Annotated in this window: 18 protein-coding genes; 5 read left to right on the top strand and 13 right to left on the bottom strand. The window is 44.2% G+C overall.

Features of this window, described 5'->3' with window-relative positions; genetic code table 11:
• Window positions 1–58 precede the first annotated feature (58 nt).
• The gene (locus PISL_RS05110) at window positions 59–1,102 is read left to right on the top strand and encodes a zinc metalloprotease HtpX (RefSeq protein ID WP_011762739.1); all 1,044 of its coding nucleotides are present in this window, start codon (window positions 59–61) and stop codon (window positions 1,100–1,102) included.
• 5 nt (window positions 1,103–1,107) lie between these two features.
• Here PISL_RS05110 and PISL_RS05105 read toward each other — a convergent pair whose 3' ends face one another.
• Genes PISL_RS05105 through PISL_RS05090 form a run of 4 tightly spaced genes read right to left on the bottom strand, consistent with a single transcriptional unit; the run spans window position 1,108 to window position 7,179 of the window.
• The gene (locus tag PISL_RS05105; RefSeq protein WP_011762738.1) at window positions 1,108–1,914 is read right to left on the bottom strand and encodes an ABC transporter permease subunit; all 807 of its coding nucleotides are present in this window, start codon (window positions 1,912–1,914) and stop codon (window positions 1,108–1,110) included.
• Entirely contained in the window at window positions 1,904–2,827 is a 924-nt protein-coding gene (locus PISL_RS05100; RefSeq protein ID WP_011762737.1) for a carbohydrate ABC transporter permease, read from the bottom strand. Before PISL_RS05100 ends, PISL_RS05105 begins: the two co-directional genes overlap by 11 nt.
• On the bottom strand, window positions 2,827–4,176 hold the full coding sequence (locus PISL_RS05095) for an extracellular solute-binding protein (RefSeq protein WP_011762736.1): 1,350 nt from the start codon (window positions 4,174–4,176) through the stop codon (window positions 2,827–2,829). Before PISL_RS05095 ends, PISL_RS05100 begins: the two co-directional genes overlap by 1 nt.
• 30 nt (window positions 4,177–4,206) lie before the next feature.
• Entirely contained in the window at window positions 4,207–7,179 is a 2,973-nt protein-coding gene (locus PISL_RS05090) for a glucodextranase DOMON-like domain-containing protein (protein ID WP_053240333.1), read from the bottom strand.
• A gap of 46 nt (window positions 7,180–7,225) precedes the next feature.
• Between PISL_RS05090 and PISL_RS05085 the strand changes: the two genes are divergently transcribed.
• The 3 genes from PISL_RS05085 to PISL_RS05075 all read left to right on the top strand — a co-directional run bounded on the left by PISL_RS05085 (window position 7,226) and on the right by PISL_RS05075 (window position 9,173).
• Window positions 7,226–8,017 (top strand): molybdenum cofactor guanylyltransferase, encoded by a 792-nt coding sequence (locus PISL_RS05085; protein ID WP_053240332.1) that lies wholly within the window; start codon window positions 7,226–7,228, stop codon window positions 8,015–8,017.
• An 88-nt stretch (window positions 8,018–8,105) separates the two neighbouring features.
• Window positions 8,106–8,315 carry a hypothetical protein gene (locus tag PISL_RS05080; RefSeq protein WP_011762733.1) on the top strand — a complete coding sequence of 70 codons (210 nt, stop codon included), beginning with the start codon at window positions 8,106–8,108 and terminating at the stop codon, window positions 8,313–8,315.
• Window positions 8,316–8,330: 15 nt separating this feature from the next.
• Window positions 8,331–9,173: a hypothetical protein gene (locus tag PISL_RS05075; protein WP_011762732.1), complete on the top strand. Its 843-nt coding sequence runs from the start codon at window positions 8,331–8,333 to the stop codon at window positions 9,171–9,173.
• Between the two features lie 877 nt (window positions 9,174–10,050).
• Here PISL_RS05075 and PISL_RS05060 read toward each other — a convergent pair.
• Window positions 10,051–11,337, bottom strand: a complete 1,287-nt coding sequence (locus PISL_RS05060) for a Glu/Leu/Phe/Val family dehydrogenase (protein WP_011762731.1) — start codon at window positions 11,335–11,337, stop codon at window positions 10,051–10,053.
• A 106-nt stretch (window positions 11,338–11,443) separates the two neighbouring features.
• Between PISL_RS05060 and PISL_RS05055 the strand changes: the two genes are divergently transcribed.
• Window positions 11,444–12,352: an ATP-dependent glucokinase gene (locus PISL_RS05055; protein ID WP_053240546.1), complete on the top strand. Its 909-nt coding sequence runs from the start codon at window positions 11,444–11,446 to the stop codon at window positions 12,350–12,352.
• Window positions 12,353–12,394: 42 nt separating this feature from the next.
• Here the strand turns inward: PISL_RS05055 and PISL_RS05050 are convergent, their stop codons facing one another.
• From PISL_RS05050 to PISL_RS05010, 8 genes are all read right to left on the bottom strand, one after another.
• Window positions 12,395–13,249 (bottom strand): ABC transporter permease, encoded by an 855-nt coding sequence (locus tag PISL_RS05050; protein ID WP_011762729.1) that lies wholly within the window; start codon window positions 13,247–13,249, stop codon window positions 12,395–12,397.
• Window positions 13,240–14,202 carry an ABC transporter permease subunit gene (locus PISL_RS05045; RefSeq protein WP_011762728.1) on the bottom strand — a complete coding sequence of 321 codons (963 nt, stop codon included), beginning with the start codon at window positions 14,200–14,202 and terminating at the stop codon, window positions 13,240–13,242. Before PISL_RS05045 ends, PISL_RS05050 begins: the two co-directional genes overlap by 10 nt.
• Entirely contained in the window at window positions 14,199–15,590 is a 1,392-nt protein-coding gene (locus PISL_RS05040) for an ABC transporter ATP-binding protein (protein ID WP_011762727.1), read from the bottom strand. Before PISL_RS05040 ends, PISL_RS05045 begins: the two co-directional genes overlap by 4 nt.
• A 3-nt stretch (window positions 15,591–15,593) precedes the next feature.
• Window positions 15,594–16,892, bottom strand: a complete 1,299-nt coding sequence (locus PISL_RS05035; protein WP_011762726.1) for a BMP family ABC transporter substrate-binding protein — start codon at window positions 16,890–16,892, stop codon at window positions 15,594–15,596.
• Window positions 16,893–17,439: 547 nt separating this feature from the next.
• Window positions 17,440–18,384 (bottom strand): MBL fold metallo-hydrolase, encoded by a 945-nt coding sequence (locus PISL_RS05025; RefSeq protein ID WP_011762724.1) that lies wholly within the window; start codon window positions 18,382–18,384, stop codon window positions 17,440–17,442.
• Window positions 18,385–18,934: 550 nt separating this feature from the next.
• Window positions 18,935–20,353, bottom strand: a complete 1,419-nt coding sequence (thiI, locus tag PISL_RS05020; RefSeq protein WP_011762723.1) for a tRNA uracil 4-sulfurtransferase ThiI — start codon at window positions 20,351–20,353, stop codon at window positions 18,935–18,937.
• Between the two features lie 27 nt (window positions 20,354–20,380).
• Window positions 20,381–21,835, bottom strand: a complete 1,455-nt coding sequence (locus PISL_RS05015) for a glycogen/starch/alpha-glucan phosphorylase (protein ID WP_011762722.1) — start codon at window positions 21,833–21,835, stop codon at window positions 20,381–20,383.
• Between the two features lie 26 nt (window positions 21,836–21,861).
• Entirely contained in the window at window positions 21,862–23,688 is a 1,827-nt protein-coding gene (locus PISL_RS05010) for an aldehyde ferredoxin oxidoreductase family protein (protein WP_053240328.1), read from the bottom strand.
• Window positions 23,689–23,718 lie beyond the last annotated feature (30 nt).

Raw genomic sequence — 23,718 nt, 5'->3', positions numbered from 1 at the left:
GCGTGAAGACTTCACGTACCGGCTGAAAAGTTTTTAAGCTGAACGTGATAAGCGGAACATGTTTCCAATATTTGACCCAATAGCCTTTGGTTTATACCTCCTAGGCTATATAGTTATGATTATTGTTGCTGTGGTTATCGCGCCTAAGGTTGCTTCATCTATATCTGGACGTTTTACTCTATACGGCGCCATGGCACTTACTGCTGTACTTATAGTACTAACCACAGCGTTTGTTATATACCTAATTGCAATAGTGGCGGCTCCTGCGTTGGCAGAATACGGCTGGGGGTTTATCTTAGGTATGATCTTCTTTGTTGTGCTCATGAACTTAATCACGTATATTGCGTCTCCGTTTTTAATAAATGTCACATATGGCGCTAGGCCTGACCCAAGATTACAAGAAATCGTAGATGCGGTGGCTTCAAGACTCGGCGCCCCGTTTAGAATAAAAGCTGTGGTAGTAGACGGTCCCCCAAACGCGTTTGCATATGGCAACTTCTTAACTGGAAGATATGTGGCGGTCACAAGTAGTATGTTGGCTCTAACAGACAAGAGAGAGCTTGAGGCAGTGATAGGGCATGAGATTGGCCATCACCTTCACAGAGATAATGCGCTAATGCTACTCTTTGGAGTATTGCCGTCTATACTGTATTACCTAGGTGTATCTTCTGTACGTATTGCATTGTCTTCTTCAAACAACAGAAATAACAACACAATGTTATTGGCAGCCGTAGGCATTTTAGCAGTTGTCGTCTCATTCTTAGTGCAATTGTTAGTCCTCGCCTTTAGTAGACTAAGAGAGTATTACGCAGACACAGCTGGAGCAAAAGCAGCGGGCAAGGAGGCTATGCAATTTGCACTAGCCAAGATCCATAAGTTCTACTTCTCTAACCCGGAGGCTCATGAAATTATCAGCGGAGACAAGTTTAGAGCGCTCTTTATATATGCTCTTGTAAATGCAGTAGCTAATCCATTTATAACTGTGACAAGAAGCGAGATAGAGGAAATTAAGCGGTCTAGCTATTCAGTAATCCAAGAGATATTTTCCACACATCCACCCATTCCAAAGAGACTTAGATTTCTCGACCAACTACAAATTTAATTTTTTCAATAAACGTATGTAAGGCCACGTTTGAGAAATCTCTGGAGTAGCACATAGAGTACAACAGGCGGAATAGCATAGAGAAGTGCCGCTGCAGCGAATCTATTCCATTGTACAGAATAGACATTTGGCATGAGAGAATATATCCACAGTATTAACGTCCTATTTTCGCCAGACAGAAAGAGATTAGCAAGTATTAATTCGCCCCACGCCCCTATAAAGGTCAGAATCGCAGAAACTGCTAGGGCTGGCGCCATTATTGGAAAAACAACTCTGGTAAGTAGCGTAATTACGCCGGCACCGTCTATAATTGCCGCCTCTTCGGCAGATTTTGGCACGGTGTCAATATACGTCTTTAGCAACCATGTGTGATACGGAATTGCCCCGGCGGCATATATTAACGCAAGCGCCAGTAGATTATTTCTAAGTCCTAAGGCTGATACTATTGCAAAAAGCGCGATTAGTCCAGCTATTCCCAAACCTCCCGAAACTTGTGTAAATACCACATAAAACGAGAGAAGCGAGTTACGGCCTTTAAAACTATAGCGGCTAAATGCATATGCTGCAGGTAATGCCAAGGCTATAACGATTACAACAGTGGTTCCTGCAACTATTATACTATTGAGCAACCCCCGCCAAAAGTCTGGTTGTTGAAGTACCCATTGAAATGACTCTATAGTTGGTATAAATTCACCCCCTATCCTAAGATATGGTATTTTGTTTAAAGAAAGCAACACTATCTGAAGTACTGGGTAAAACAAGAGAAATGTGGCTGTTGCGGCGGTTAAAGTATAGAAAAGTTTAACTTTCATACATGCCTCTCATTAATCCAGAAATTCTTATAGCTAATACCATAAAGATAGAGATTAAAAACGCAGATATTGTCAATATAGCTGCAGCTAATCCGTATTCTCTAAATGGTGAACCGAACGCCCAGTAGTAGCCATATGTAAGCATGAAGCGGTCATATAGCTGTATAAAGTTCCATAGAAATGCCACTAGGAAAAATTGTAATGACGCCGCCGTGGTCATAACAGTAGCATAGATAAGAGGTCTTTTTATTAGCGGAAGTGTTATTTTTGTAAAAATAGCCCATCTTCCAGCGCCGTCTATTTCTGCAGCTTCGAAAGCCGCCCTAGGAATGTTTGCAAGGGCTCCCATTACAACGGTCATTATAAATGGATAAGCTAGCCACGTCTCTATCACTACCATTGCCATATATGCATAGTCTTTATCTACAAACCAGTCGGGGGGTTTAGAAACTCCTATTGTATAAAGTATTTGGTTTACAACACCGTATGTCGGGTCAAAAATATAGCGCCAAGCCACTACAGAGAGTATTAGGGGCAACGCCCACGGCACTATTAACAGCGTCCTCATTATAGATTTGCCTAACACTTTTTCAGAAGACATCAAAAGACCTAGAAAGACGCCTAGGGCTATTTTTGTAGGGACAGAAATGGCTGTGAAGATTAAAGTCCAGATAATTGCGTTTAGAAATCCAGGAGATGCCGGCCCTATAAAAATTGAAACATAATTCGCTAGACCGACAAAATCTGGAGGTGGCCGGGCTTGTTTTAACTCTTCAGGGGCCCACGGCGGTGGGGGTGGAAAATTACGGATATTGGCATTTGTAAAAGATATGTAAATTGAGTATATTATTGGCCAGAGGTTGAAAAAGAGAAATAGAAAAAGGCCTGGGAGTATTAATAATAGCGGCCGCATTAACAAAGCCCTCTTGCACAAAGGTCTTTTGCTGCGTCTTCTGCAGCCTGCCTAATCGTCTTTTGGTCTGACACTATAGAGTTCTGTATTACAAGAGTGACAGCTCCCCACACTGGTTGCATTTTTGGAGAAACTGGCATAAGGCGTACGTTTTTAATAGCTTCATAAAAGCCTTGGACTACGGGGTCTTGGACATCTATGTTTTTTATCACGGGGATATAGCCTAGTTTTGCCACTAATACCTTGGCCACTTGGGGATCTGTGGTAAACCACTTTATGAAGTCTATAGCCTCCTTAGAGGCGTATATAGTGACGTAAAACATCTTTAAGCCTCCGTATGGCTTAGGCACATATGTGTCGTTAACTGGCGGTAATGGCGTCACGAAGAAGTCTATACCCGCTTTTTTCACAGTACCTATACTCCAGGGGCCGTTTACCATACATGGGGCTTGCTCGGCAAGAAAGATACTTATCTGAGTATTATAATCGGTGGGATTCGGCCCTATATAAGGCATTATGTTCTTCTTGAAAAACTCAAAACCAGCAATTGTTTTTGGATTTGTCAACCCTTGCTTTTCTGTAGCATCATCAAAATAATAACCACCCGCCCCGTGAACCCAAGCAGAGATGAAGTAGGGGTCTACAAAATATGCTATGCCATATGTCTTTGGAGGATTATAGAACTGTTGCATTATCTTGACCAAGTCTGCAAAAGTTTTGGGCGGCGTTTGTATTATTTTTCTATTGCATATAAGGGCGACAGTTTCGGCAGTAAATGGTAGGCCGTAAATATGTCCTTTATACTGCGGTATAGGCACTGCGAACCTCTGTATTACGTCTGCAACCTCATTATCGACAGGTTTCAAAACTCCGGCCTCTACCATAAGGCCTATCCAGTCGTGTGCCCATATAAACAAGTCGAATTTCTCGCCTGTAGATATAGCCGCAAGAACAGCGGTTTGGAGATCTGGAGATTTATTTTCAAACACTATCTGAACGTCTGGGTGATTTTGTATATAAAGTCTAGCCACCTCTTTAAAGACGGCCTCTTCTTCTGGCGTTAGAGCGTGCCATATTCTAACTATCACTTTCTTAACAGGAGTGGTTTGTGTAGGTGATGGCGTAGTAGTCGGCGGTACAGTCGTTGTTTTTGTAGTTGTCTCTGGCGGAGGAGTATACGTCGGTGTTGTAATCTGTTGAGGTGTTGTTTGTGTCGTAGTTTGCGTAGTAGTCGGCGGCGCAGACGTAGTCGTAGGCGTTACTTGCGGTGGTTGAGTTGTATAATAAGTGGCTATTCCCAAGAGAATGATTACAATCGCTACGACACCAATTAGCAAGTTTCTATTCATATCTAAAGAGATATATTTAGTTTTTATATGTTACCGCTCTCTTTTTGCCAATAGGCTAGGTGTTAAACCAAGTATAAAAGCTAACACTGAGACTATAGCTGTAGCTACCCAATTAACTTCTCTTACAGTTTCTTTCTGAGTTTCCGTTAAGTACTGTGTTGTAGTAACTGTCTCACGGCTTGTCTGTGTTACTGTAGTGGTGATTGTTGCAGTAATTGTCGCGGCTGGCTTTTCTTGTGTGTAAAATATACACACAGAGGCTGGTGCGCCTACGTATGTGCCATTAGGCAGTCTGGACACTTTGTAGGAAGTTAGTGCCCTAACCTGGGCATCTACAGTAGGCGCTAACACATCAAACACTCTCGGGGCCACTCCTGCCAACACCGCGGCGGCATCTGCGCCGCCGACAGTCCACTCATCTTCTACTACGCCAAATCTCCGTATATTGTCTGGGCCGTAGCCGTCCCACGATGTGAGAAACACAGTTAATTTCCAACTTTTTTCAAACTCGCCAATGTACTTCTTGGGAACATCTGCGACAATTGTATTATTAGGGCCTGGCCTTATAGCCATAGCATCATCTATAAATGAGCCATCTGAATAAACTATACGATTACCGCCGCTCCAACCAGGGCCTATTAATAAGGCCACATCCCACATCGCCTCTTTACAAAGAGTCACTCCTAGACCAAGTGTGTCATTTCTCTCTCCACGTCCTCTATTAATATAGACGTGGAAAAACTGTAACGAAAATCCTGCAGGCCCGCTCCATGGGTTTCCACCAAATTCTCTCACTCTAAACATGAACCTTAGCCTATCGCCCAGGTCGTATAGCGTAAATCCTAATAGGTCAAAAACCCCGGGCTTGAAGACGGGGTTCTTAGGATAGCGGTATTTACCAGTGCCAAAGTCGTCTCCAGGCGGATCAGCTACTTCCATTAACAATTTTTGTTGTACTGGGCTTTCAGGTATTGTGAGCACATATACAAGGCCATTAAACTCTACGTAGAGTTTGTCGCCAGGTTGCGCGCCTATAAAGTACGATCTAGCCGCTTTCCCAACTGGATAGAACTTACCGCCGTCTGAGAGATATACTGTGTTATTACAGCTATCGATAGCCATATCGGCATATATGTGTAATTTCTCGCCATGTATTCCATATACAGCGCCTCTGAAGAAATATGGCGACCTCGGAAGTGTTGGATTTGAGAAATAGACTACGCCACACCCCGCGCCCTCTATCCATATATGTGTCGTATTTACATAAACCGTAAGCCCTTCGTAGAGAGCTACTTTTCCATCGCCCCTTCCAACTATTTCGCGGGGAGTCCCGCCGGGATACGCCAAGGAGAAAAGATACATAGGCGGCTGTAAACCAGCCCGTCGGTAAAATGCTATCAGTGCAGATTTTGCAACAGGGTCAAAGGTCTGTGGTGAACCCATTTCGCCGCCGTACCAAAACGGCCAGTCACTGGCTTCAGCTACTAACAATGGGAAAAGTACATCCCACTTCAAATTTAGACCTACATCTTCTCTAGCCTTCTTTAGCCACATCCACCAAACATTTTCGTCTACATCGCCAATCCAAATGGCTAAACTACCCCCACTAGACCACGAGCCTTCTGCAATTCTACCCTGGACAATACGGGTTGGTAGATCACGTATAGAGGTATATACGGATATATCTACTTTTAGGTTGAAATATTCAAATTCACGTTGTGGTAATGGCGTAGCTTTTTCGCTACATCTCTTTACAAAGTCTGTAGGTTTCCATAGCTTGATGGTGCCGTTTTTCTCCAACTGTGCGAGTCCTCCAAAGAATTTAATAAGAAAATCATCTCCAAAATTTGGATAGTTTTCCCACGGATTTTCGCCATCTAATGCAACTACGACTACTGAACACTCGTCTCGTGGCACCCTCTTTAGATAATTCATAAAGTCGGCCAAGGCCTCTTCTGGCTTCATAGAGGCGTATCTAAAACCTAGGCCGTCAGACAGTGTTTTATCTCTAAAGAAAACGTATATACGTCGTCCTCCATAATCTACATAGTAAAGACCGAAGTGGCTAGCTCCGGGCATGGTTGCCTTCAATACGTCCTCGTCTGTTATAGTCCATAAAAAGCCGGATTCTGTAAAAAGTCTGAGCACATCATCGTTAACTGCTTGTTCAGGAGGCCAAACACCCGTGGGCGAAACTCCTAAATATCTTTCAAAGAGATTCTGCGAGAGTCTTATGTGAACTTTTAAGTCTTCTAAAGCTCCCATGTCTGCCAAAAGAGGCATTAGAGGATGTGAGTATGGCACTAGCACGAGCTCTACCCTCTTCTGTTGTGCCAAAGCTCTATATAAAGGCAAAACTTTTGAGATTAGGTCCATGTGTACCTCTAAGACTCTCTTAAGGTCGTTGCGCGTAAAGGAGGTTTTATTTCTCATAGCCCAAACGTCTGGGTATTGTCGTGCTATGTATGGGTCTATCCAGAGAAGGTTAAAAAGCGTGGCTAGGTCAATAAAGTCTTGCTCGCTGAACCTAGATACGATGCATGTTATATTTCCAGGTGGACATTTACTAAATGCATCATTTCTTATCCCTAACAATACAGTGTATCTTGGGTGTTTATACACAATATTTTGCCAATTTATATCAAAGAATCCCCCGGGCACTAACAACATGGAGTATTTCTCCTCCAGAGTCAAAGGCTTCCCCTCTGCGATCTTTTGCGATATCTTATATCTAGCGTCGACGTAAGTTCTGTTAGCGTACCAATTTATCTGTTCAATTAAACTCCCAGAAAGAGTATATGCAACGGAAACGCCGCTTTGGTTTACAAGAAGGGGCACTTTTAGATAATTTCCAACAGAATGTATTCTCACCCATGGCAGTAGTAACTCGCCTTTTTCTAGGTCTATATACCAAGGCTGGTGGTTATGAAATACAAATATTATATTCATTGGCTGGGCTAACAGAAATAAAGCTAAGACTAGAAACAAAATTATCCGCCTCATGTAGTAGGCCATGTAGCATATTTTAAAGATAGATGCTATGAGTTGTATGGTTTTGTTTGTTATATTCGCCGGCGGCCTTTCTTCGAGATTTGGTAGAGATAAATGTACGTTTGTATATAGAGAGCGTCGCCTAATAGATTACGTTATTGAAGTTGGTCGACAAGTGGCAGACCGCGTTGTTATAGCAGCTGGCCGTAACGCAAATCTCTATCCCGGCGAAACCGTCCTACCAGATAGCACTAGATTCTCGGGGCCTCTAGCAGCTGTAGACTCTGCGACGCATTTGTTTGACGATGAGCTTCTGTTTGCGCCTTGCGATATGCCATTTCTAAAACCAAAGGTGTTTGAAGAGCTACTGACGGTAGACACGCCATTTTCAGTATGGGTTTTTCCCAACGGGAGAGTAGAATCTGCGGTATTTAAGGCATCGCCTGCGGAGTTGAAGACAATACTAGATTTTTTGGCGCGAGTCAGGAGAAGTCGTATAGATGATATATTTAGGCTGGGACACACAACGTTTTTATCTACTGAGAGACATGGGATAGATCCCGTCTGGTTAAAAAACATCAACAGGTCCGCCGACCTTTCAGAGACTGCGCCCGTGGTGAGACACAGGGTTTATACCCAAGATCAAGTAGTTAAATGGAGAGATTCTCCACTTGTGAGATGGTTAATAAACAACGACGTAAACGCCCTGAAACAAGAGTTGCTACACTATATTGAAACCGGTCTTCTCTCTATGGCGGCTCATGTAGCTAAAGACCTAGCCGTAGTATCCCCTAGTTATAAAGCGCTGGCGGAGGCTCTCTATGAGATAACCGATATTGAAAAGGCGTGACAAGAGTTCACAAAAAGTTTCAACATACTTAGGGGATAATTGTAAGCTGTAATACCTGGGGGTTATAAACCTGTGTACGTATACGTATATGTTCCGAGTATATCTAAACCCTAAGGAGGAGAGGGTCCTTGTGACAAAACAAAGAATTATTGAAGACGGCTGGGTACTTATAGCGAAACACACGTCATGGGAAAAGGCGTATAAAAAAGCTCTGTATATAGCTAGTAGGCTTGACTACGTGCTGGAGTGGTTTTTAGAAGACCAAATAAAAGAAGTTTTTCAAATTTATAAGAACTAACTATTGTGTACTTTAATGCGCAAGTTTATTCTCCTACTCCTTCTTTCCCTTTTGTTATCAGCTGGATATATTGATAAATTATCAATATCGTTAAGACAGTGTCTGTGTATGGCGCCACAGTGGCTCTACCTAGATATCTGGGCTCATATAAACGCCGAGCCGCCAGTCGGCCTCAAACTGTATTGGTATGACGACAGTTGGAAGGGCTTTTGCAACGTTGGCAACGGCGTAGAGGTCTATAATATATGTTCTGTGCCATATGGTGTAAAAGCCATAGCGCTTTCTCTCATCCAAGGCGACAGGGAGGTGGATAGGATAGAGATCTGGGGCATAGGACCTGCAAACGTCTCTTGTGTTGTGACGCCAAGTCTCCGAGTTATAAATCGTACATCGTCTATAGAGCCTCCCATGGCTGTCGTCTCTCTAAAGAGTACAATGATGAATAACATCGCTGTATACTTCCAGGCATACAACTACAGCGTTGAGAGGGTCATATCTATACGAAATCTCAATCCCTGTGATGACTATGTAATAAGGCTGTATTACTATGGCGTATATCCCCCCTGGAGAATTACTGCTGTTGGAAACTACACGCCGGCGATAACTGTGACAAAGACTGAAACCGCTACCTCTACAATAACTGTGAGCGTCCCGGTAACTACTACGTATACCTACACAGTGGTACAAACTGTTACAGAGAGGGAGGTTGTAACTGCGACTATTACAACAACACGCGCCTACACAGAAACGGTACTTATAAGAGAGATAGACTTTCGTAGCATAATCTTGGCTTTCCTCGGCGTGGCGATGTTTGCTATGTCATTAATACTTTTTATGCTGGCAAGAAAGAGGAGATAATGTATAGGAGATTTAGCGAACATAGAATTTCAACCCCGGGCTCCTCTGAGATATCTCATGCCGTCAAGGTCGCTCTGGTAAGGGAAACTACAAACCTAGACCTAGATCAACTTTTCCTGTCTACCTCTTTCGCTCTATCTAAAGCGTCCCTACTGACAGCCATTATTGTCAATCCCGGTGGCGAATTTAAGGCCTTTTGAGACCCTCCTATTAATACGCCAATTCCCCGCTGGTCAAACTTTATTTCGTCAGCCCCTATTGAGGATCCCGCCATACATTCTCACAAACTCCGCAGACCCTGAGCCACAGACCCCGTTATCAATAACAAGAACTTTTGTACCAGACTTTACAGAATTCGCAACTGTGGCTTCTAACTCCAACATCGCCTCGCCGGCCCAAATATAAACCTGGCTCTGCGAAGCGTTAATCAAATGCTTTAACATACTAACAGTCTCTTGATACTCCTGAAAAAACTGTTTCTTATGAATTACATAGTCTGGAAGGAATGGTTGGGTAAAGGTGGTTTTCCCTGCACAATGCCGGACGTTTTTATAACATCATTATAATAAAGGAGAATATACGAGGAAGGTCTCGATTCTGTATATCAAAGGCATCATGTAGCTAGACAAGCAATGCGGAAATTTCCGTAATTGCCGCGTCTCTAAGAGATTTAGGAATAAGCGTTAACGTGGAAAAAGCGATAGAACATGCTATAGAGACCTTTAGGTGATTTAAAGGACGGAGTTCTTATAGTCCTAGCTTTTAACAGAATCTTAGATTTCTGGCTATATACAAGGCTTGCGCGAAGACCCTATATGATGAAAAACCCACGTTTCGCAGAAGACTGATAAATGCAACAGTTAAAGGTTTCAGGCTACTAAATCCACCCTCTTATTTTCATGGCGTTGTATATTCTTTCTAATGCGGTTACTATTGCTGCGTCTCTCATTGTCCATCCTTTTTCTCTCTGCCATCTCTTGTATACTCTCTCGACGTTGTTTACCATTATGTTTTCAAGTCTCTTTCTAGTCTCCTCCTCGTCCCAGATATACCACTGGAGATTCTCCACCCACTCTAAATACGACATAATCACGCCGCCGGCGTTGGCGAGGATATCAGGAACTACGACAACCCCCCTCTCATACAAAATCCTCTCAGCCTCAGGAGTAGTAGGGCCATTAGCACCCTCAACAACAAGCCTAGCCTTCACAAGCCCAGCATTATCACCCCTAATGACATTCTCAATAGCGGCGGGGACGAAAATGTCGACGTCTAGTTTAAATATGGCATCTGGGTTTTTAACAAATTCGGCATTGTCTTTTGTCGTAAACAGTTCTACGAGAGCAGGCCCTGTAAGTCCCTTGTTTTTTTGTATCAATTCAACATTAAGTCCCTCCTTTCTATAAGCTACGCCATTTATATCAGACACAGCTATCACCTTAGCGCCCATTTTTTCTAGCCAATACGCTGTCCACCTCCCCACATTACCCATACCCTGTATCGCTACTGTTTTTCCTTCTATTCCGCCCCATAGTTTTTTTGCCATTTCTCTTGTCGCTACTGCTACTCCAAAGCCTGTGGCGTATTCTCTCACTGGGTTTCCCCATAGCTCTGGTGGTTTTGAGGTGAATACCCCGGGCACGTTGTAGCCCTTTATTTTTGAATATTCGTCTACCATCCACGCCATGATTTGGGCGTTTGTCCCAACGTCAGGCGCTGGGATGTCGACTACGTCGCCTATGAGGGGGGCTATGGCTCTGGCATATCCTCTAGAGAGCTCTTCAAGTTCTCTCTGCGAGAGTTTCTTAGGGTCTACACGTACTGCGCCTTTAGCGCCGCCATACGGCAAGCCAGCTAGGCTATTTTTCAACGTCATTAAAATAGCCAAGGCGACGTCGTCGGCAAGAGTAACCTCAGGATGAAAACGAACCCCACCCTTATACGGGCCGAGAACATCACAATGCTGCACACGATAACCCTCAAACACCTCAAAACCACCACCATCCAACCTCACAGGAATATTAACAATCAAAACACGCCTAGGCCTAGACAAGATCTCATATAGTTCTACAGGCAATCCCGCCAATTCTACGCCGCGTCTTATGGTTATAAGTGTATTTTCAAGAAACGCATTTATTATGTAAGAACCAGTTATGTAGACCATAGGTATATTTTTCTTCCCTATTTAAAAAATTTATTTACATAGTTAAAATGTAGATCTATATATACCGGTGGGCAAATTTTTTTATTCAGCGCTGAAACAAGTATATGTGCGTCTATTTCTTGGAATAGATATAGGAGCTACTTGGACTAGGGCTTTATTAATAGACGAACATGGTGATATAATAAATAGAGTTAAAGTTAAAACTAGTGTAAATCCTATTGCTGATGTTGTTGATATAGTAAAGCGATGGCAATTTCACGCCGTGGGAGTAGGGTCTATAGGGCCGCTGGATCTTAAGAGCGGGTGGGTTGTAAATTCGCCAAACTCCCCAACGCGTAGATTTCCACTGGTGGAACCTTTAAAAGAGCTTGGAAAACCTATAGTAGTTGCCAACGATTGTGTAGCAGCTGTATGGGGCGAATACGTGTTTAAGTATAATGTTGAAAATATGGTTTATATAACGCTATCTACTGGAGTTGGCGTAGGCGCTATAGTAAATGGTAATTTGCTATTGGGCAAAGATGGTAATGCCCATGAGCTTGGACATGCGGTTATAGACTTTAAATCGGCGAGGAGATGCGGCTGTGGGGGGCGTGGCCATTTTGAAGCTTATGTGGGCGGCGCGCATATACCTAGGGTTTATCAAGAGGCTACTGGCGACGCTCCGGCAAGCCCAGAGGAAATATTTAGAAGGTATAGACATGGCGACGAAAAAGCCAGAAAGTTTATAAATCTATGGCTAGACGCGTTAGCCGCCGGAATTGCTACTGTCGTAGCTGCCTACGACCCCGAATTGCTCATAGTAGGGGGCTCTATAGCGTTGAACAATTGGGACATAATATCGCGTGAACTCCCCGCTAGGCTAAGGGATTATCTAAGCCTACGAGAGCCAGAAATTTTAAAGGCCTCTTTTGGAGATGATGAAGTAGCTGTAGGTGCAGCTGCTTTAGCCTATAAAACACCTGATACTTTAAAGAAGTTCGGATACCCCATTACGGCCTCTTCCCAGTCTTAGCCCTCGGAAGAGTTGGGCGTTGCGTAAGAGGGACTAGTAAAATCATGCTCTCTCTTCTCTTATGTACGGTTTCGCAAGCCACCGCGGTGCTTTGGCCTTTCCTACAGCTTTTTGTGCGATAACTAAAACAGCTATGGAGACAACGTAAGGAACTGTGTTTAATATATGTGGCGAAATAGAGATATACCTCTGCATTATATATGTCAATGAGATAAAAAACGAGGGTATTATTGAGGATGCCGTTGCTAAAAGAGGTGACCATAGCGAGATCATGGCGGTCGCAACAGCAAGAGAACCCCATCCCATAACTAATTGCTCTGTCCAACTACCGTAATACAACAACACTAGATATGCCCCAGCTAAAGAGGCCAATACGCCCTCTAAAAATCCAACCATTTTTCTTACCTTATAAACGTCTACGCCCATCAAGTCCAACGAGACGGGATCGTCGCCCGAGGCTCTTATGGCAAGTCCTATTCTCGACTTTAGAAACACGTGTAGTGCCACAGCCACAGCTACTGCAGCTAGATAAGTCTCTACTCCAGAAACTATAGGCTTCTCTATAGGCTTTCCCACCATGCCTTTAGCTATTTGCGAACCCACTCCATATCCCACCATTGTAAATGCAAAGCCTAACAATATTTGATTCATAGCTAAGTCATTTGAAAGCACGTAATAAAGGAGGTTATATAGAGCACCTACTATAACTGCTGTTAGGAAGCCCCAGGGCGGTCCCGTAATTACAGCAACCGCCGCCGAGAGATAAACCACGCCCTCAAGACCTAGGTTTAAAACCCCAGCCCTCTGGCCGACGATGGCGCCGAGTGTAGCTAATAACATAGGCGTTGCGCTTTTTAAAGCTTCGTATGTTATTGAAATAGTCTGCTCTAGCGCCATACTATCTTATACTTATGCATAACATATCCAGCGATACCCCAAGCCATTGCAATACCAACTAGCGCATTGGCCACAAGCGCGGAAAAACCCATAGTTTTTAGATTGACCGCAATTTGGCAAAGCCATGCGATATACAGTGATGCTACCACAACGCCCAGCGGGTTGAGACCGCCGAGCCAAGCCGCCGATATTCCATAGAGGCCAAATCCTGTGCTTACCTGTTGTAGTGTCATATAGTGGCCTGTTTCTCTTGTCATTATTTCAACAGCGCCCCCCACTCCTGCGATCGCTCCGCTAAGAATAAGTGCAAAAAAACTGTAGAATCTAGGCGATTTACCCGCGTATTTGACAATCTCCTCTCCCGATGATAGAAGACGTAAGACAAGACCCAGCCTTGTTTTATATAGGAACATCACAGAGGTTATAACTGCGGTAGTAGTTAACATAGCAGAAAAGATGTCGAGACCTGGGGCTTCCACAGTGACAATAAAGCCTTTTTTAGCAGGATCTCGTAGTATATCCTCTACAAAGTAGCGAGCGACGTATATGGCAACTATAGACATTAAAAATGTGGTAACTGCCTCATTTACATTAGCGAATGTTCTCAGGGCCGCTGGCAGTAACGTCCATGCCGCCGCGCTGGCTGGCGCAGACATAAGCGCTATTGCGGGATCTCTTGCGGCTATGGCCGCCAAAGCTCCTACGATTGCTTGTCCCTCCTGGCCGATATTCCATAGGCCGGCTCGATATGAGACAACGCCGGATATACCGATGATATTTACCACTAGGAAAACTCTAGAGATGTAATAAGGATCTATGGTTGTTAAGGCGTTTATAGTTTGTCCCACGTCTCTTGTAAACGCCAACACTATAGCTAATATAAATGCTAAAGAGCCCAAAGTTGCGACTCCGTAATAAATAGGAGAGGGGGACGGCCTTTGTATTAATCTCATGTCGCCATGGCTTCAGCTATATCATCAATATCAAAGGGCGGCGTGAAAGATGAAACAATTTCGCCGCGTGAGATTATGTAAATTCTATCGGCTCTCTCCACGGCCTCTTCTATATCTTCAAGAGTTATAATTGTGCCGCCTCTGACATACTCTCTTATAAATGAGTAGAATTTTTCTGCCGTTTCTACGTCAAGCCCACGTGTAGGATATGAAGCTACCAATATATAAGGTCTCCTAAGCCAGACCTCCCGCGCAATTAGCATCTTCTGTTGGTTGCCGCCGGATAATGTAGCTGCCCTCGCATGAGGGTCTGAAAAATCTATATCCAGAATCTCCTTTGCTTCTAACAATTTTTCAATACAACGATCTATGCATCTAATTTTGAAATTATCTAGTATACTTAAGTCTTTAGCTAATGCACGACTTCGCTCCTCAGGTAGATAAGATATTCCATTTTTTAGAAATTCCGAAAACGGCATACCAGTTATCTTCCTTCCGTCTATATATATGTCTCCACTCCTCGGTTTTTTAAACCCTGAGAGAAGCTCCATGAGCTCCTCTTGTCCGTTTCCTGCTACGCCGAGAATAGCCACAAGCTCGCCACGTCTTAACTCTATTGTGGCCTCACGTACTTTCTCCCCTGTCAGCCTTTCGGCTTTATATATCACCTCACCAGAGACCGACGGCTTATCCAACCGCCTCTTTACTACACCCTGAAACATAGCTTCTAGAAGAGACGTTTCGTCAAACGGTTTTTCGTATGTTCCCACCTTCTGCCCCCTTCTTAAGACTGTTATCCTATCTGCAACTTCTACAGCTTCTCTAATCTTATGAGTCACAAATACAACTGCTTTACCCATGTTGGCGAGTTTCCTAATTGTCTTCAGAAACGTTTTCGTCTCCTTGGGGCTTAAGAGCGATGTTGGCTCATCCATAAGCAGAATTTTGCTATTACGAGCTAACGCTTTAATTATTTCTACTTTCTGTCTCTCTCCAACTGTAAGTTCTTCTATATATTTATCAAAAGGAACTTCAATGCCAAATTCTTTGCTTATTTTTTCAGCTTTTGAGACGTCTATGCCGGCCAATTTCAAGTTTTCTCTTACTGTAAGTGTTTCCACTAGCGCAAAGTGTTGAGAAATAAGCGTAATTCCAAGCTCGGTTGCGTGACGTGGCGATTTTATAACAACTCTCCTATTGTCAATATATATTTCACCTCTATCGGGAAGGTACACACCATAGAGAATCGCCAACAGAGTGGACTTTCCAGCTCCATTTTCGCCGAGGAGACAATGGACTTCGCCGTTCTTAACTTCAAAATCTACGTTGTCTAGTGCTATAACACCGGGGAAAACCTTCCTAATTCCTATAGCCCTTAAAGAGACCATTAATTAGGTCGGTAGCTGTCCGTAGCCTTCTACAAACCAGTCCATGTTATAAAGCTCGTCTTTGCTTAACCGTTTTCTATCTGGAACTCTAACTACCCCCTTAATGTCTCTAACGGGGCCTGTGAAGGGGTCCCAGACCCCTTCAATAATTTCTTTCCTCTTCTGTTCAACATAGGTTTTTACATCGTCGGGTACTGCTGAGTTAAGCGGAAGAATAATATCTGCAGGATTTCTCCTGTAATCGTAGTATGTATAAGAATTCTTCATACTCCACCAGTAGTCCCGTGGTCTCTCAGGCGGCCACTCTGACCATATAGACATCTCGCCTGAGACCCATGCGAGATACGCTCTTATAGCCATCTCTACATATAGAGGTCCCCAGTTTACGATTTGGCCTGTCAAATGGGCCTTTGGCCCATATTGTGACATATCGCTGTAGTGTGAAAAAGACCACACAGTCCTCCCCTGTTTTTGATAGTCCTCAGCTGTTTGTAATACAGTGGGCGAATCTTCCGTAAATGCTAAGACATCTGCGCCGTTAGACTCGACTAACGTTATTGCGGCTTTTTTCGCGCCCTGGGGATTATACCACGAACCAAGTTGTATAACGTCCATGGTCACTTTTGGATTCACCTCTCTAGCGCCTATTAAAAAGGCGTTCATGTGACGTATTACCTCTGGAATTAAAAACGCGGCAACGTAACCCAATTTATTTGTCTTTGTCATCTTCCCTGCAACAATCCCGTTTAAGTAGTAAGCCTCGTAGAGGTCTATGAAATATTCGGCAAAGTTAGGGAGAGCAGCCCACTCGTCTTGGTCTTTGAAGAAGCCAGAACAATGGGCAAAGAAGCGATCTGGATATTCTCTTGCCGCCTTTTTTGTGGCATCCATAAAACCGTAAGAGGTGGTAAATACCATATGGGCGCCGTCAGAGACAGCTCTCTTTATATAGACATATGCTTGGTCTTCAGGGACGTTCTCGGTATACGCTGTTTCTACGATACATAATTTGTTTGGATTTGGACACAGCTTCTTCTCGAGATACCTCCTGCCCATTTCATGTGCATAAGTCCAGCCGTAATCGCCGATGGGTCCTACGTATATAAAGTGTATCTTCATCTTGGGAAGTCCTGTTGTCGTACGTGCAGCTTCCCTAACGTTGGTTGTAGTAGCACTGGCGGTACTTCTTTCAACTGTAGACTTAATACTTTGTAGCGCCAAATATGTGCCTCCGGAGCCTAAGACGGCGCCTACCACGAAAGAAGCCACAATTTTTAACCAATCTCTTCTATTGGTAGCCATGAGTCATAAAGTTAATTCCATATATAAGCTTTCCTATCGGCGTCTCTTAGCTTTATTAAGTAAACTATTAAAGATCAGCTACCCCAGGATCAGGCATTTTGCCTTTGGGCATGATTCTCATCACGAAGTTGCTGAAACAGAAGATTATATCTGTTATCGTCTGTCTCTACGCCTAGGGACTTTCTTCTCGCCTACTCTCTCATCGACATTTGAGATGTCTCGGGCGTGGGCGCCGGGGACATTACTCCTCACAAGCCTCCCGCACCGCGGGCAGAGAGAGGAGGTTCCCCTGAGTCCACCCCACCACCGGCATCCCCTCCCTCGCCTTTTGTACGATCTCCCTAAGCACGTTCCTAAAACCGGCTCGGTATATTCTATCTCTAAGCTCCGGATCGTCTACGTCATGTCCTTTGACCTCCTGGTCAGATTTCTGACCGCGATTCTACACCCCCGTTTCTACACGTCGGGCGGCGGTGCCAAGGCTCTCCACCTCCCTAGTGACGAACCTCCTCTATTGCAGTTATTTTGACTGTTTTAGATAGTTACATTAGAAAAATTTCGCAAGTCCCATAATGCCAGGTATTGTATACGCCCTATAACCAAGTCTTCTAAGATGTTTTGCAAATCTCTCCGTGAAGCCATAAACGGTATATATTAATTTAGGAGACGTCTCTGTTACAAATTCCACTAGGCTGGGAAAATCGCTATGGTCGCTTAAAGGGATTCCATATACTCCCCTTTTAGCTGCTTCTCTCTTTGTAGTTTCTTCTGCATACCAACCACTAACCTCTACCTTGAAATACCCAGTTGGCGCAGACCTTAGGCTTGGTACTATTACCACATTTTTTTCCATGCCAGTTGGAATACCTAAGGCTCTATTATATCTTGCCACCGTGATGTGTGCTCCAGCTCTGGTTCCAAATAACTTTGCGACTTCCTGTGCTTTGCCTAACGGATATGCGACTATAGCCACTTTGCCGCTAGTAGTATATCTCTCAACTACATCTAGTAACTCATTGTATACCTCGGCTCTATTTGGAAATATATAGGCTGGGTCTCCATATGTGGCGTCCATGACGAGTATATCTGGCTTATCCACGGGCTCAGCTGCATCTGTTAAAATTGTGCCTGTGGTATTGAAATCGCCTGTAAAAAGCACTTGTAAATCGTCTATCTCTACAAGATACATAACACTGCCCAATATATGTCCTGCCTCTAACACTGCTATATGTACACCGTCTAACTCTAAGAATTTGCCTGGTGCGACAGTTATACGCCTTGTAGGTAGACTGCCCAAACGGATATACATGGCAACGAAAGTTTCTTGAGTTGCGACTACCAACTGTCTTAAGACATAACGAGATATATGGTCGCTATGACCATGTGTAACTAATACAAAATCTACATCTCTCTTTATCGGCCCTGTTGGATCTACAACAAACCTAGTTTTACGGCCTTCAACATATATACCGCTGTCGTAGTAAATATTCACATTGCATAAATTATGAGAACTTATATACGTCAATTATATGCGATATGTGATGTCGTGTCCCTTTGCCGACTGTGTGACGAGGTACGCCACAGTCTGAAAAATCAGACTTGCGATAAGTCGTATCTCTGCGATGAATGGTAAAAATGATTTGTCTCGTCGCGATCGGAGACCGACTGTCTAGAGAGCTGGGGAAAGGATCATTATGTTTGGACGGTGTGACGGTGATGGTTCAATGATGTGATGAACTTACAACACCAAGAGAGAAACAGGAGGATGCTCTACTCTGTTCATAATCTAACGACGGTCGCAACAATGTGCTACACATATAGGCAAGAGGGCTATATCGGGGACGGAAAAGACTAAACAACAACTTTCACTCTCATTATCAACCATCTTTATGAACGACTTCTCCGACTCTGAGGTCTGGCGCACTGCAGAGGGTCGTTGCCGGGCTCCAATGATTCAACCGCCTCGTCTGCGGTTGCCAAAAGGCGTATCCGCGGGCTGGCTATCTGGGAAAACCAGACACCATATAGGGGATTTCAATAGTCTATTTACGTAGTTTAAGCGAATACGCCTTTACTCCAAATTTGCGGAGACTCTCGGCGACGTCTAGGCTAAGACCTCCGCTGTAGCAGTAAAAGACGTAGGTTTTATCGTGCCCCAGTCTATCTACTAATGTTAGTACGTCGTCTGGGTCGGCTCTTAAAGCTCCTGGGAGATGCCATTTTTGAAAAGACTTTTGGTCTCGTAAGTCTATCAAAACGGCGTCTGGAGGCAAGCTTTCTATCTCTATGTCTTGCGGGGGGGATAGAGACGCTATATAGCTATCTAGCTCTCGTTTCTTGACAATTTTTATATTTTTCACAACCTCTATTACTGCGTCGTATATCGCTAAGTCTATCTCCTCTATCTCCTCTCTAGTGGCCCACTTCTTAGGTCTCTTGCTAAATATGGCACAATACTCCGGTATCTTTATAGACAGCTCGTATGTGCCTATCTTCCTGGCCAGTTGTATAATTTCATCTTTATCCATCCCTACTAGGGGTCTCATAACTGGAATATCTAGCCCTCTCTCAACCGCAGCTAGGGCTTGTAAAGTTTGCGACGATACTTGCCCTAACGATTCGCCCGTCACTAGTGCAGTTGCCCTAACTATGTCTGCCACTTTGCGGGCTGTGAGATATAACGCGCGCTTAAAAGCGATATTCCACAGCTCTTCTTTAACATTTCTACGTATCGTGCGGCCTATAGGTGCACAGTCTGTAATAACTACGCGGGCGTTATAGCCGTAGGACCAAGAGAGAAGTCTCTTTATAACTTCTACGACAAGCCTGGCGACAAATGTACCGCCTAGGTTACAGTAAAAGACATCGACATGAGCCCCCCTCCTCATCATCATCCACGCGGCGACAGGCGAGTCTATTCCGCCTGATACCAACGCCAAGACCTTTCCCTCTGAGCCTATGGGAAGGCCGCCAGGCCCTTCTATAACTTCTGTGTATAGAAACGCGCGGTTATTACGCACTTCTATAAAAAGCTCAACTTCTGGATTTTCCAAATCCACTTTGCCTCCTGCTTTTGTTAACACGGCGCCTACTGCAATAGCTATATCTCTAGACGTAAAGCTATGCTCACCAACTCTATGCACTCTCACGGCGAACTTTCTCCCCGCCACCGCGCTACCCCAGAGTTTTAACGCTGCATCTACAATATCCTCTATCTTTTCGAAAATAATTACATACGCCGGACTTACAGACTTTACGCCAAATACTCTCGAGAGCTTATTTCTTAAACAGTCGATATCGCCGAGTGCATATATCCTCCCGGGTTCTCTGACAAATCTAACGTTGCCGCATTCTGTTGCCGCCTCTTTGGCGGCTCTTAGCAAAAGTCTTTCCATTTCTACACGTGTCTTGCCTCTCTTGATGGTTAGCTCGCCTACCCTCACTATTAAGACACGTTCCACAGTAGACTTTGTTGTATAGGATAAAAGCTATATGTAGCTGTATTCTTTAAAAAGACGGTCCATAGAGAAATACTGTCTAAACGTTGCGTATGTGTTGTATGCAACTTCCCAATACTTCCCACTGTTGTAGACATTTAACACCTCTTCTACCTTTTTTCTAAACTCGTGGTACTCTCCCCGGTCTATATCTGGGCTGTCTAGCGGCAACAGTCTATCTCTATCTTCGCCAAAGAGCCACCCGTTGTATCCATCTCTTATAACTTCTATAACTGCGCCATCGCGAGACGCTACAGACGGCACTCCATTTACGCCGGCCTTCATAAAGGAGGTGCCTGACGCCTCCCAGCCGCTAAATGGCGTAAATAGCCATATGTCTGAGGCCCATATTATCTTTTTGGCAGTGTCGATGTCTAGGTCTGGGAAGTAGTATACGTTGTCCATGTTTTCTGCGGCTTTTTTAAACTGGTTCATCATTTCAACGCCATATTTGTCATTGGGATGTGCGCGACCCCCTAGTATAAATACGACATCTTTATTTATGTCTTCTATAAGCTGAAGCACGAAATGTGGCCTTTTATAATGTGTAATACGTCTAGCCCACGAAATTACTACTTTGTCATGTACATTTATTCCCAAAGCTTTCAGCGCCTCTCTTTTTACAACCTCTCTAGCCTTTCTTAATTGCTCGGGGCTATCTACATTTGTAATACTGGGGTGTTCCCACCTCGTAATTTCGATGGCGTTTGTAACCGGCTTGATTTTATGACAATGGTGGGGAAATGTGTTACACGTCACTTTCTTCATCTTTTTTGACACAACGATGCCCTCTGAAACCATCGCAAGTCCTACCTCTGTTAAAACGACAGGATTCATAGCCATATCATATCCAAATTCCTCTTGGAAAAACCTCTTGTTAAACGTCGGGTGGCCCCAGGGGGCTGGTGTATGAATTATAAGCCTGGCCTTTGGATGTCTCTTGTAGAGTAGGGTAAATACTGTGTATGCCTCCTGCAAGTCTAGATATTTGACGTTGTCCCACCCCACGAAGCGCTCTATATAATCAACTGCGGCTTTAGCCAAAATAACGTACTTATAAAAACGCTCAGCTTCCGTATCTTCATAATATAGTCTCCTAGTTGCTTTAACAGCCCAGTCAGGCTTTTCAACTTTTATAAATACCGCTGTTGCACTGTTTAGCCGATATGTATAGTAACTGACTACAACTTTGTCTCCTCTAATCTCTACTTCAGAGTTGTCTAAAAATGACAGTTTATCCAATGTATTACCTTCGGCAGTTGGGATTAACTCTCCGTTTTCCTCTCTATATTTCACATATCCCTCTAGGTAGTAAAGTGTAATGACTGTATATGGCACCCCGAGCCTTGCAGCTGCATAGAATTTGTCGCCCTCTAAGACGCCGAGTCCTCCCGCGAAATTTTTTACAACCTCTATTCCAAGCTCTGGCGTAATTGAAATAATCACATTGCTGGGGAAACCCCCCTTTAAAACTATTGAAGATCTATTACTCTTTCAAGCTGCGGTATTACATATTCTAGACCCAAACTCGTCAAAGTCTCTTTTGTAGGCACGCCGCGTTTATCCCATCCGCGTATCTCATAGTAATAGTCTAGAAGCTTATTATACCCCTCGTAATCTAGGCGTGAACCTTTCAGAGGACCTTTATTAAGCGGTTGTTTAAACCACTTAACTGGCGGCATATCTAGCTCTCTGCTCCACCACCCGTATTCTCTTATCCAAAACGCCCGGATAAGCGTATAAATTCTATCTCCCACCTTGTTGAAATACTCCGGTGTTGCGTCTATGCCTGTCGCAGCTTTAAAAAGTTTGGGATACCAATCTAGGGAGAGCCCAACTTCTACCCAAGGTAGTCGACATCCGACAAAAGTCTCAAACCACCCTCCTCTTATCCGCTGTAGTTCTATAACTTTTGCCGCCTTCTCTCTGGTGTAGCCAAATCTATCTGTCTTAACCTCCCAAGCTATTACCCAAGCGTCTTTATGATGAGCCCCTATGGGTGATGTGGCATATGATAATGCCATTGCAGGCGCAGCGTGGCAGTCGTACGCGGAGACCTCAAGTCCCTTGACGTGCATGGCGAATTCCTCGCCGCCTATCCTCTCAGCGATTTTCTTTACGCCCTCTGCTAATAAATCGCCAAATCCTCTCCTATACGCTATATCATATGTTAGCTGCTTTGCAACCTCGTAATCGCCCCATTCGATTATAAAACCAAGTTTGTCACCATAGCCTTTCTCAGAAGCCTCCATGACATAACCCAAGACATTTCCAAGAGAAATAGTATCTATGCCCATAGTATCTGCAATTCTGTTAAGTTCACCAACTTTATACAGGTCGCCAATGCCTATGTTAGAGCCTAACATAGCTAAGTTCTCATAATCTACTTCTACAGTGCCAGATTCGGCAGGAACCCAGTGGCCGCATGCCATAAAACAAAGTGGACAAGACTTGAGATCTGTCTCAAACTTCTCCACCATATTGCCGCCGATTTTAGAAAATTCATCAAACTGCCCCTCGGAGTAGTTGTATGTGGGCAAGACGCTCGCCTCTTGTGCCCACTCTACAGTTGAGGTAGTTCCCTGTCTCATCCAAAAGCTGTAGCTCGGGCTTGCCATACCCTCTTTCACTGCTTCAATGGCTGCCTTTTGATACAATGCCTTATCTGCCAGAGGTATTTCGCCCTTGCCCTTTATGACCACGGCCTTTAATCTCTTAGACCCCATAACGGCGCCTATGCCTGGTCTACCTCCTGAACGCCCCTTGTGTGAAATTACAGTGGCATAGCGTACTAAGTTCTCTCCGGCAGGGCCGATTGTAATCACCGCGGCGTCTTTCCCATGTATCTTTTGTAATTTGTCTTCCACAGACCAAGTGTTAAGCCCCCAGTAGTCTCTAGCGTCTAATATCTCTACTTTTTCGCCCTCTATGTATATATAGGACGGCTTTTCTGCCCTGCCTTCTATTACCAATGCATCATATCCAGCTTTTCTCAAATTTACAGCAGCCCAACTGCCTATATTACCGTCGCCATAACCCCCTGTGAGAGGGCTTTTTGCGGCGACGACAAGTTTCCCAAAGTTAGGCCCTGGCAATCCGACAAGGGGGCCTGCGGCAAATATTAATTTGTTATATGGTGACAGCGGGTCAACGCCAGGAGGCAATTCGTCCCATAGTAACTTTATTGCAAGACCCCGCCCGCCTATGAAAGCCTTTGCAACAGAGGCGTCTAGCTCTTGTACAACAACTTTCTTTTTAGTAAGATCAATTCTTAGGACTCTTCCCTGCCATCCGGCCATGTTGTTGGCTTTGGCTAGAGTTAAAAAACA

This window comes from Pyrobaculum islandicum DSM 4184, from assembly GCF_000015205.1.
Lineage (GTDB): Archaea > Thermoproteota > Thermoprotei > Thermoproteales > Thermoproteaceae > Pyrobaculum > Pyrobaculum islandicum.
This window is presented reverse-complemented; position numbering and strand designations above follow the sequence as displayed.

Bases quoted from the DNA above. Each gene is read 5' to 3' on its own strand.
- PISL_RS05035 (WP_011762726.1), bottom strand. From the start codon at position 16,892: ATGGCTACCAATAGAAGAGATTGGTTAAAAATTGTGGCTTCTTTCGTG.
- PISL_RS05045 (WP_011762728.1), bottom strand. From the start codon at position 14,202: ATGAGATTAATACAAAGGCCGTCCCCCTCTCCTATTTATTACGGAGTC.
- PISL_RS05100 (WP_011762737.1), bottom strand. From the start codon at position 2,827: ATGCGGCCGCTATTATTAATACTCCCAGGCCTTTTTCTATTTCTCTTT.
- PISL_RS05085 (WP_053240332.1), top strand. From the start codon at position 7,226: ATGGTTTTGTTTGTTATATTCGCCGGCGGCCTTTCTTCGAGATTTGGT.
- PISL_RS05105 (WP_011762738.1), bottom strand. From the start codon at position 1,914: ATGAAAGTTAAACTTTTCTATACTTTAACCGCCGCAACAGCCACATTT.
- PISL_RS05050 (WP_011762729.1), bottom strand. From the start codon at position 13,249: ATGGCGCTAGAGCAGACTATTTCAATAACATACGAAGCTTTAAAAAGC.
- PISL_RS05095 (WP_011762736.1), bottom strand. From the start codon at position 4,176: ATGAATAGAAACTTGCTAATTGGTGTCGTAGCGATTGTAATCATTCTC.
- PISL_RS05075 (WP_011762732.1), top strand. From the start codon at position 8,331: ATGCGCAAGTTTATTCTCCTACTCCTTCTTTCCCTTTTGTTATCAGCT.
- PISL_RS05010 (WP_053240328.1), bottom strand. From the start codon at position 23,688: ATGGCCGGATGGCAGGGAAGAGTCCTAAGAATTGATCTTACTAAAAAG.
- PISL_RS05040 (WP_011762727.1), bottom strand. From the start codon at position 15,590: ATGGTCTCTTTAAGGGCTATAGGAATTAGGAAGGTTTTCCCCGGTGTT.
- PISL_RS05060 (WP_011762731.1), bottom strand. From the start codon at position 11,337: ATGGTCTACATAACTGGTTCTTACATAATAAATGCGTTTCTTGAAAAT.
- PISL_RS05080 (WP_011762733.1), top strand. From the start codon at position 8,106: ATGTTCCGAGTATATCTAAACCCTAAGGAGGAGAGGGTCCTTGTGACA.
- PISL_RS05110 (WP_011762739.1), top strand. From the start codon at position 59: ATGTTTCCAATATTTGACCCAATAGCCTTTGGTTTATACCTCCTAGGC.
- PISL_RS05090 (WP_053240333.1), bottom strand. From the start codon at position 7,179: ATGAGGCGGATAATTTTGTTTCTAGTCTTAGCTTTATTTCTGTTAGCC.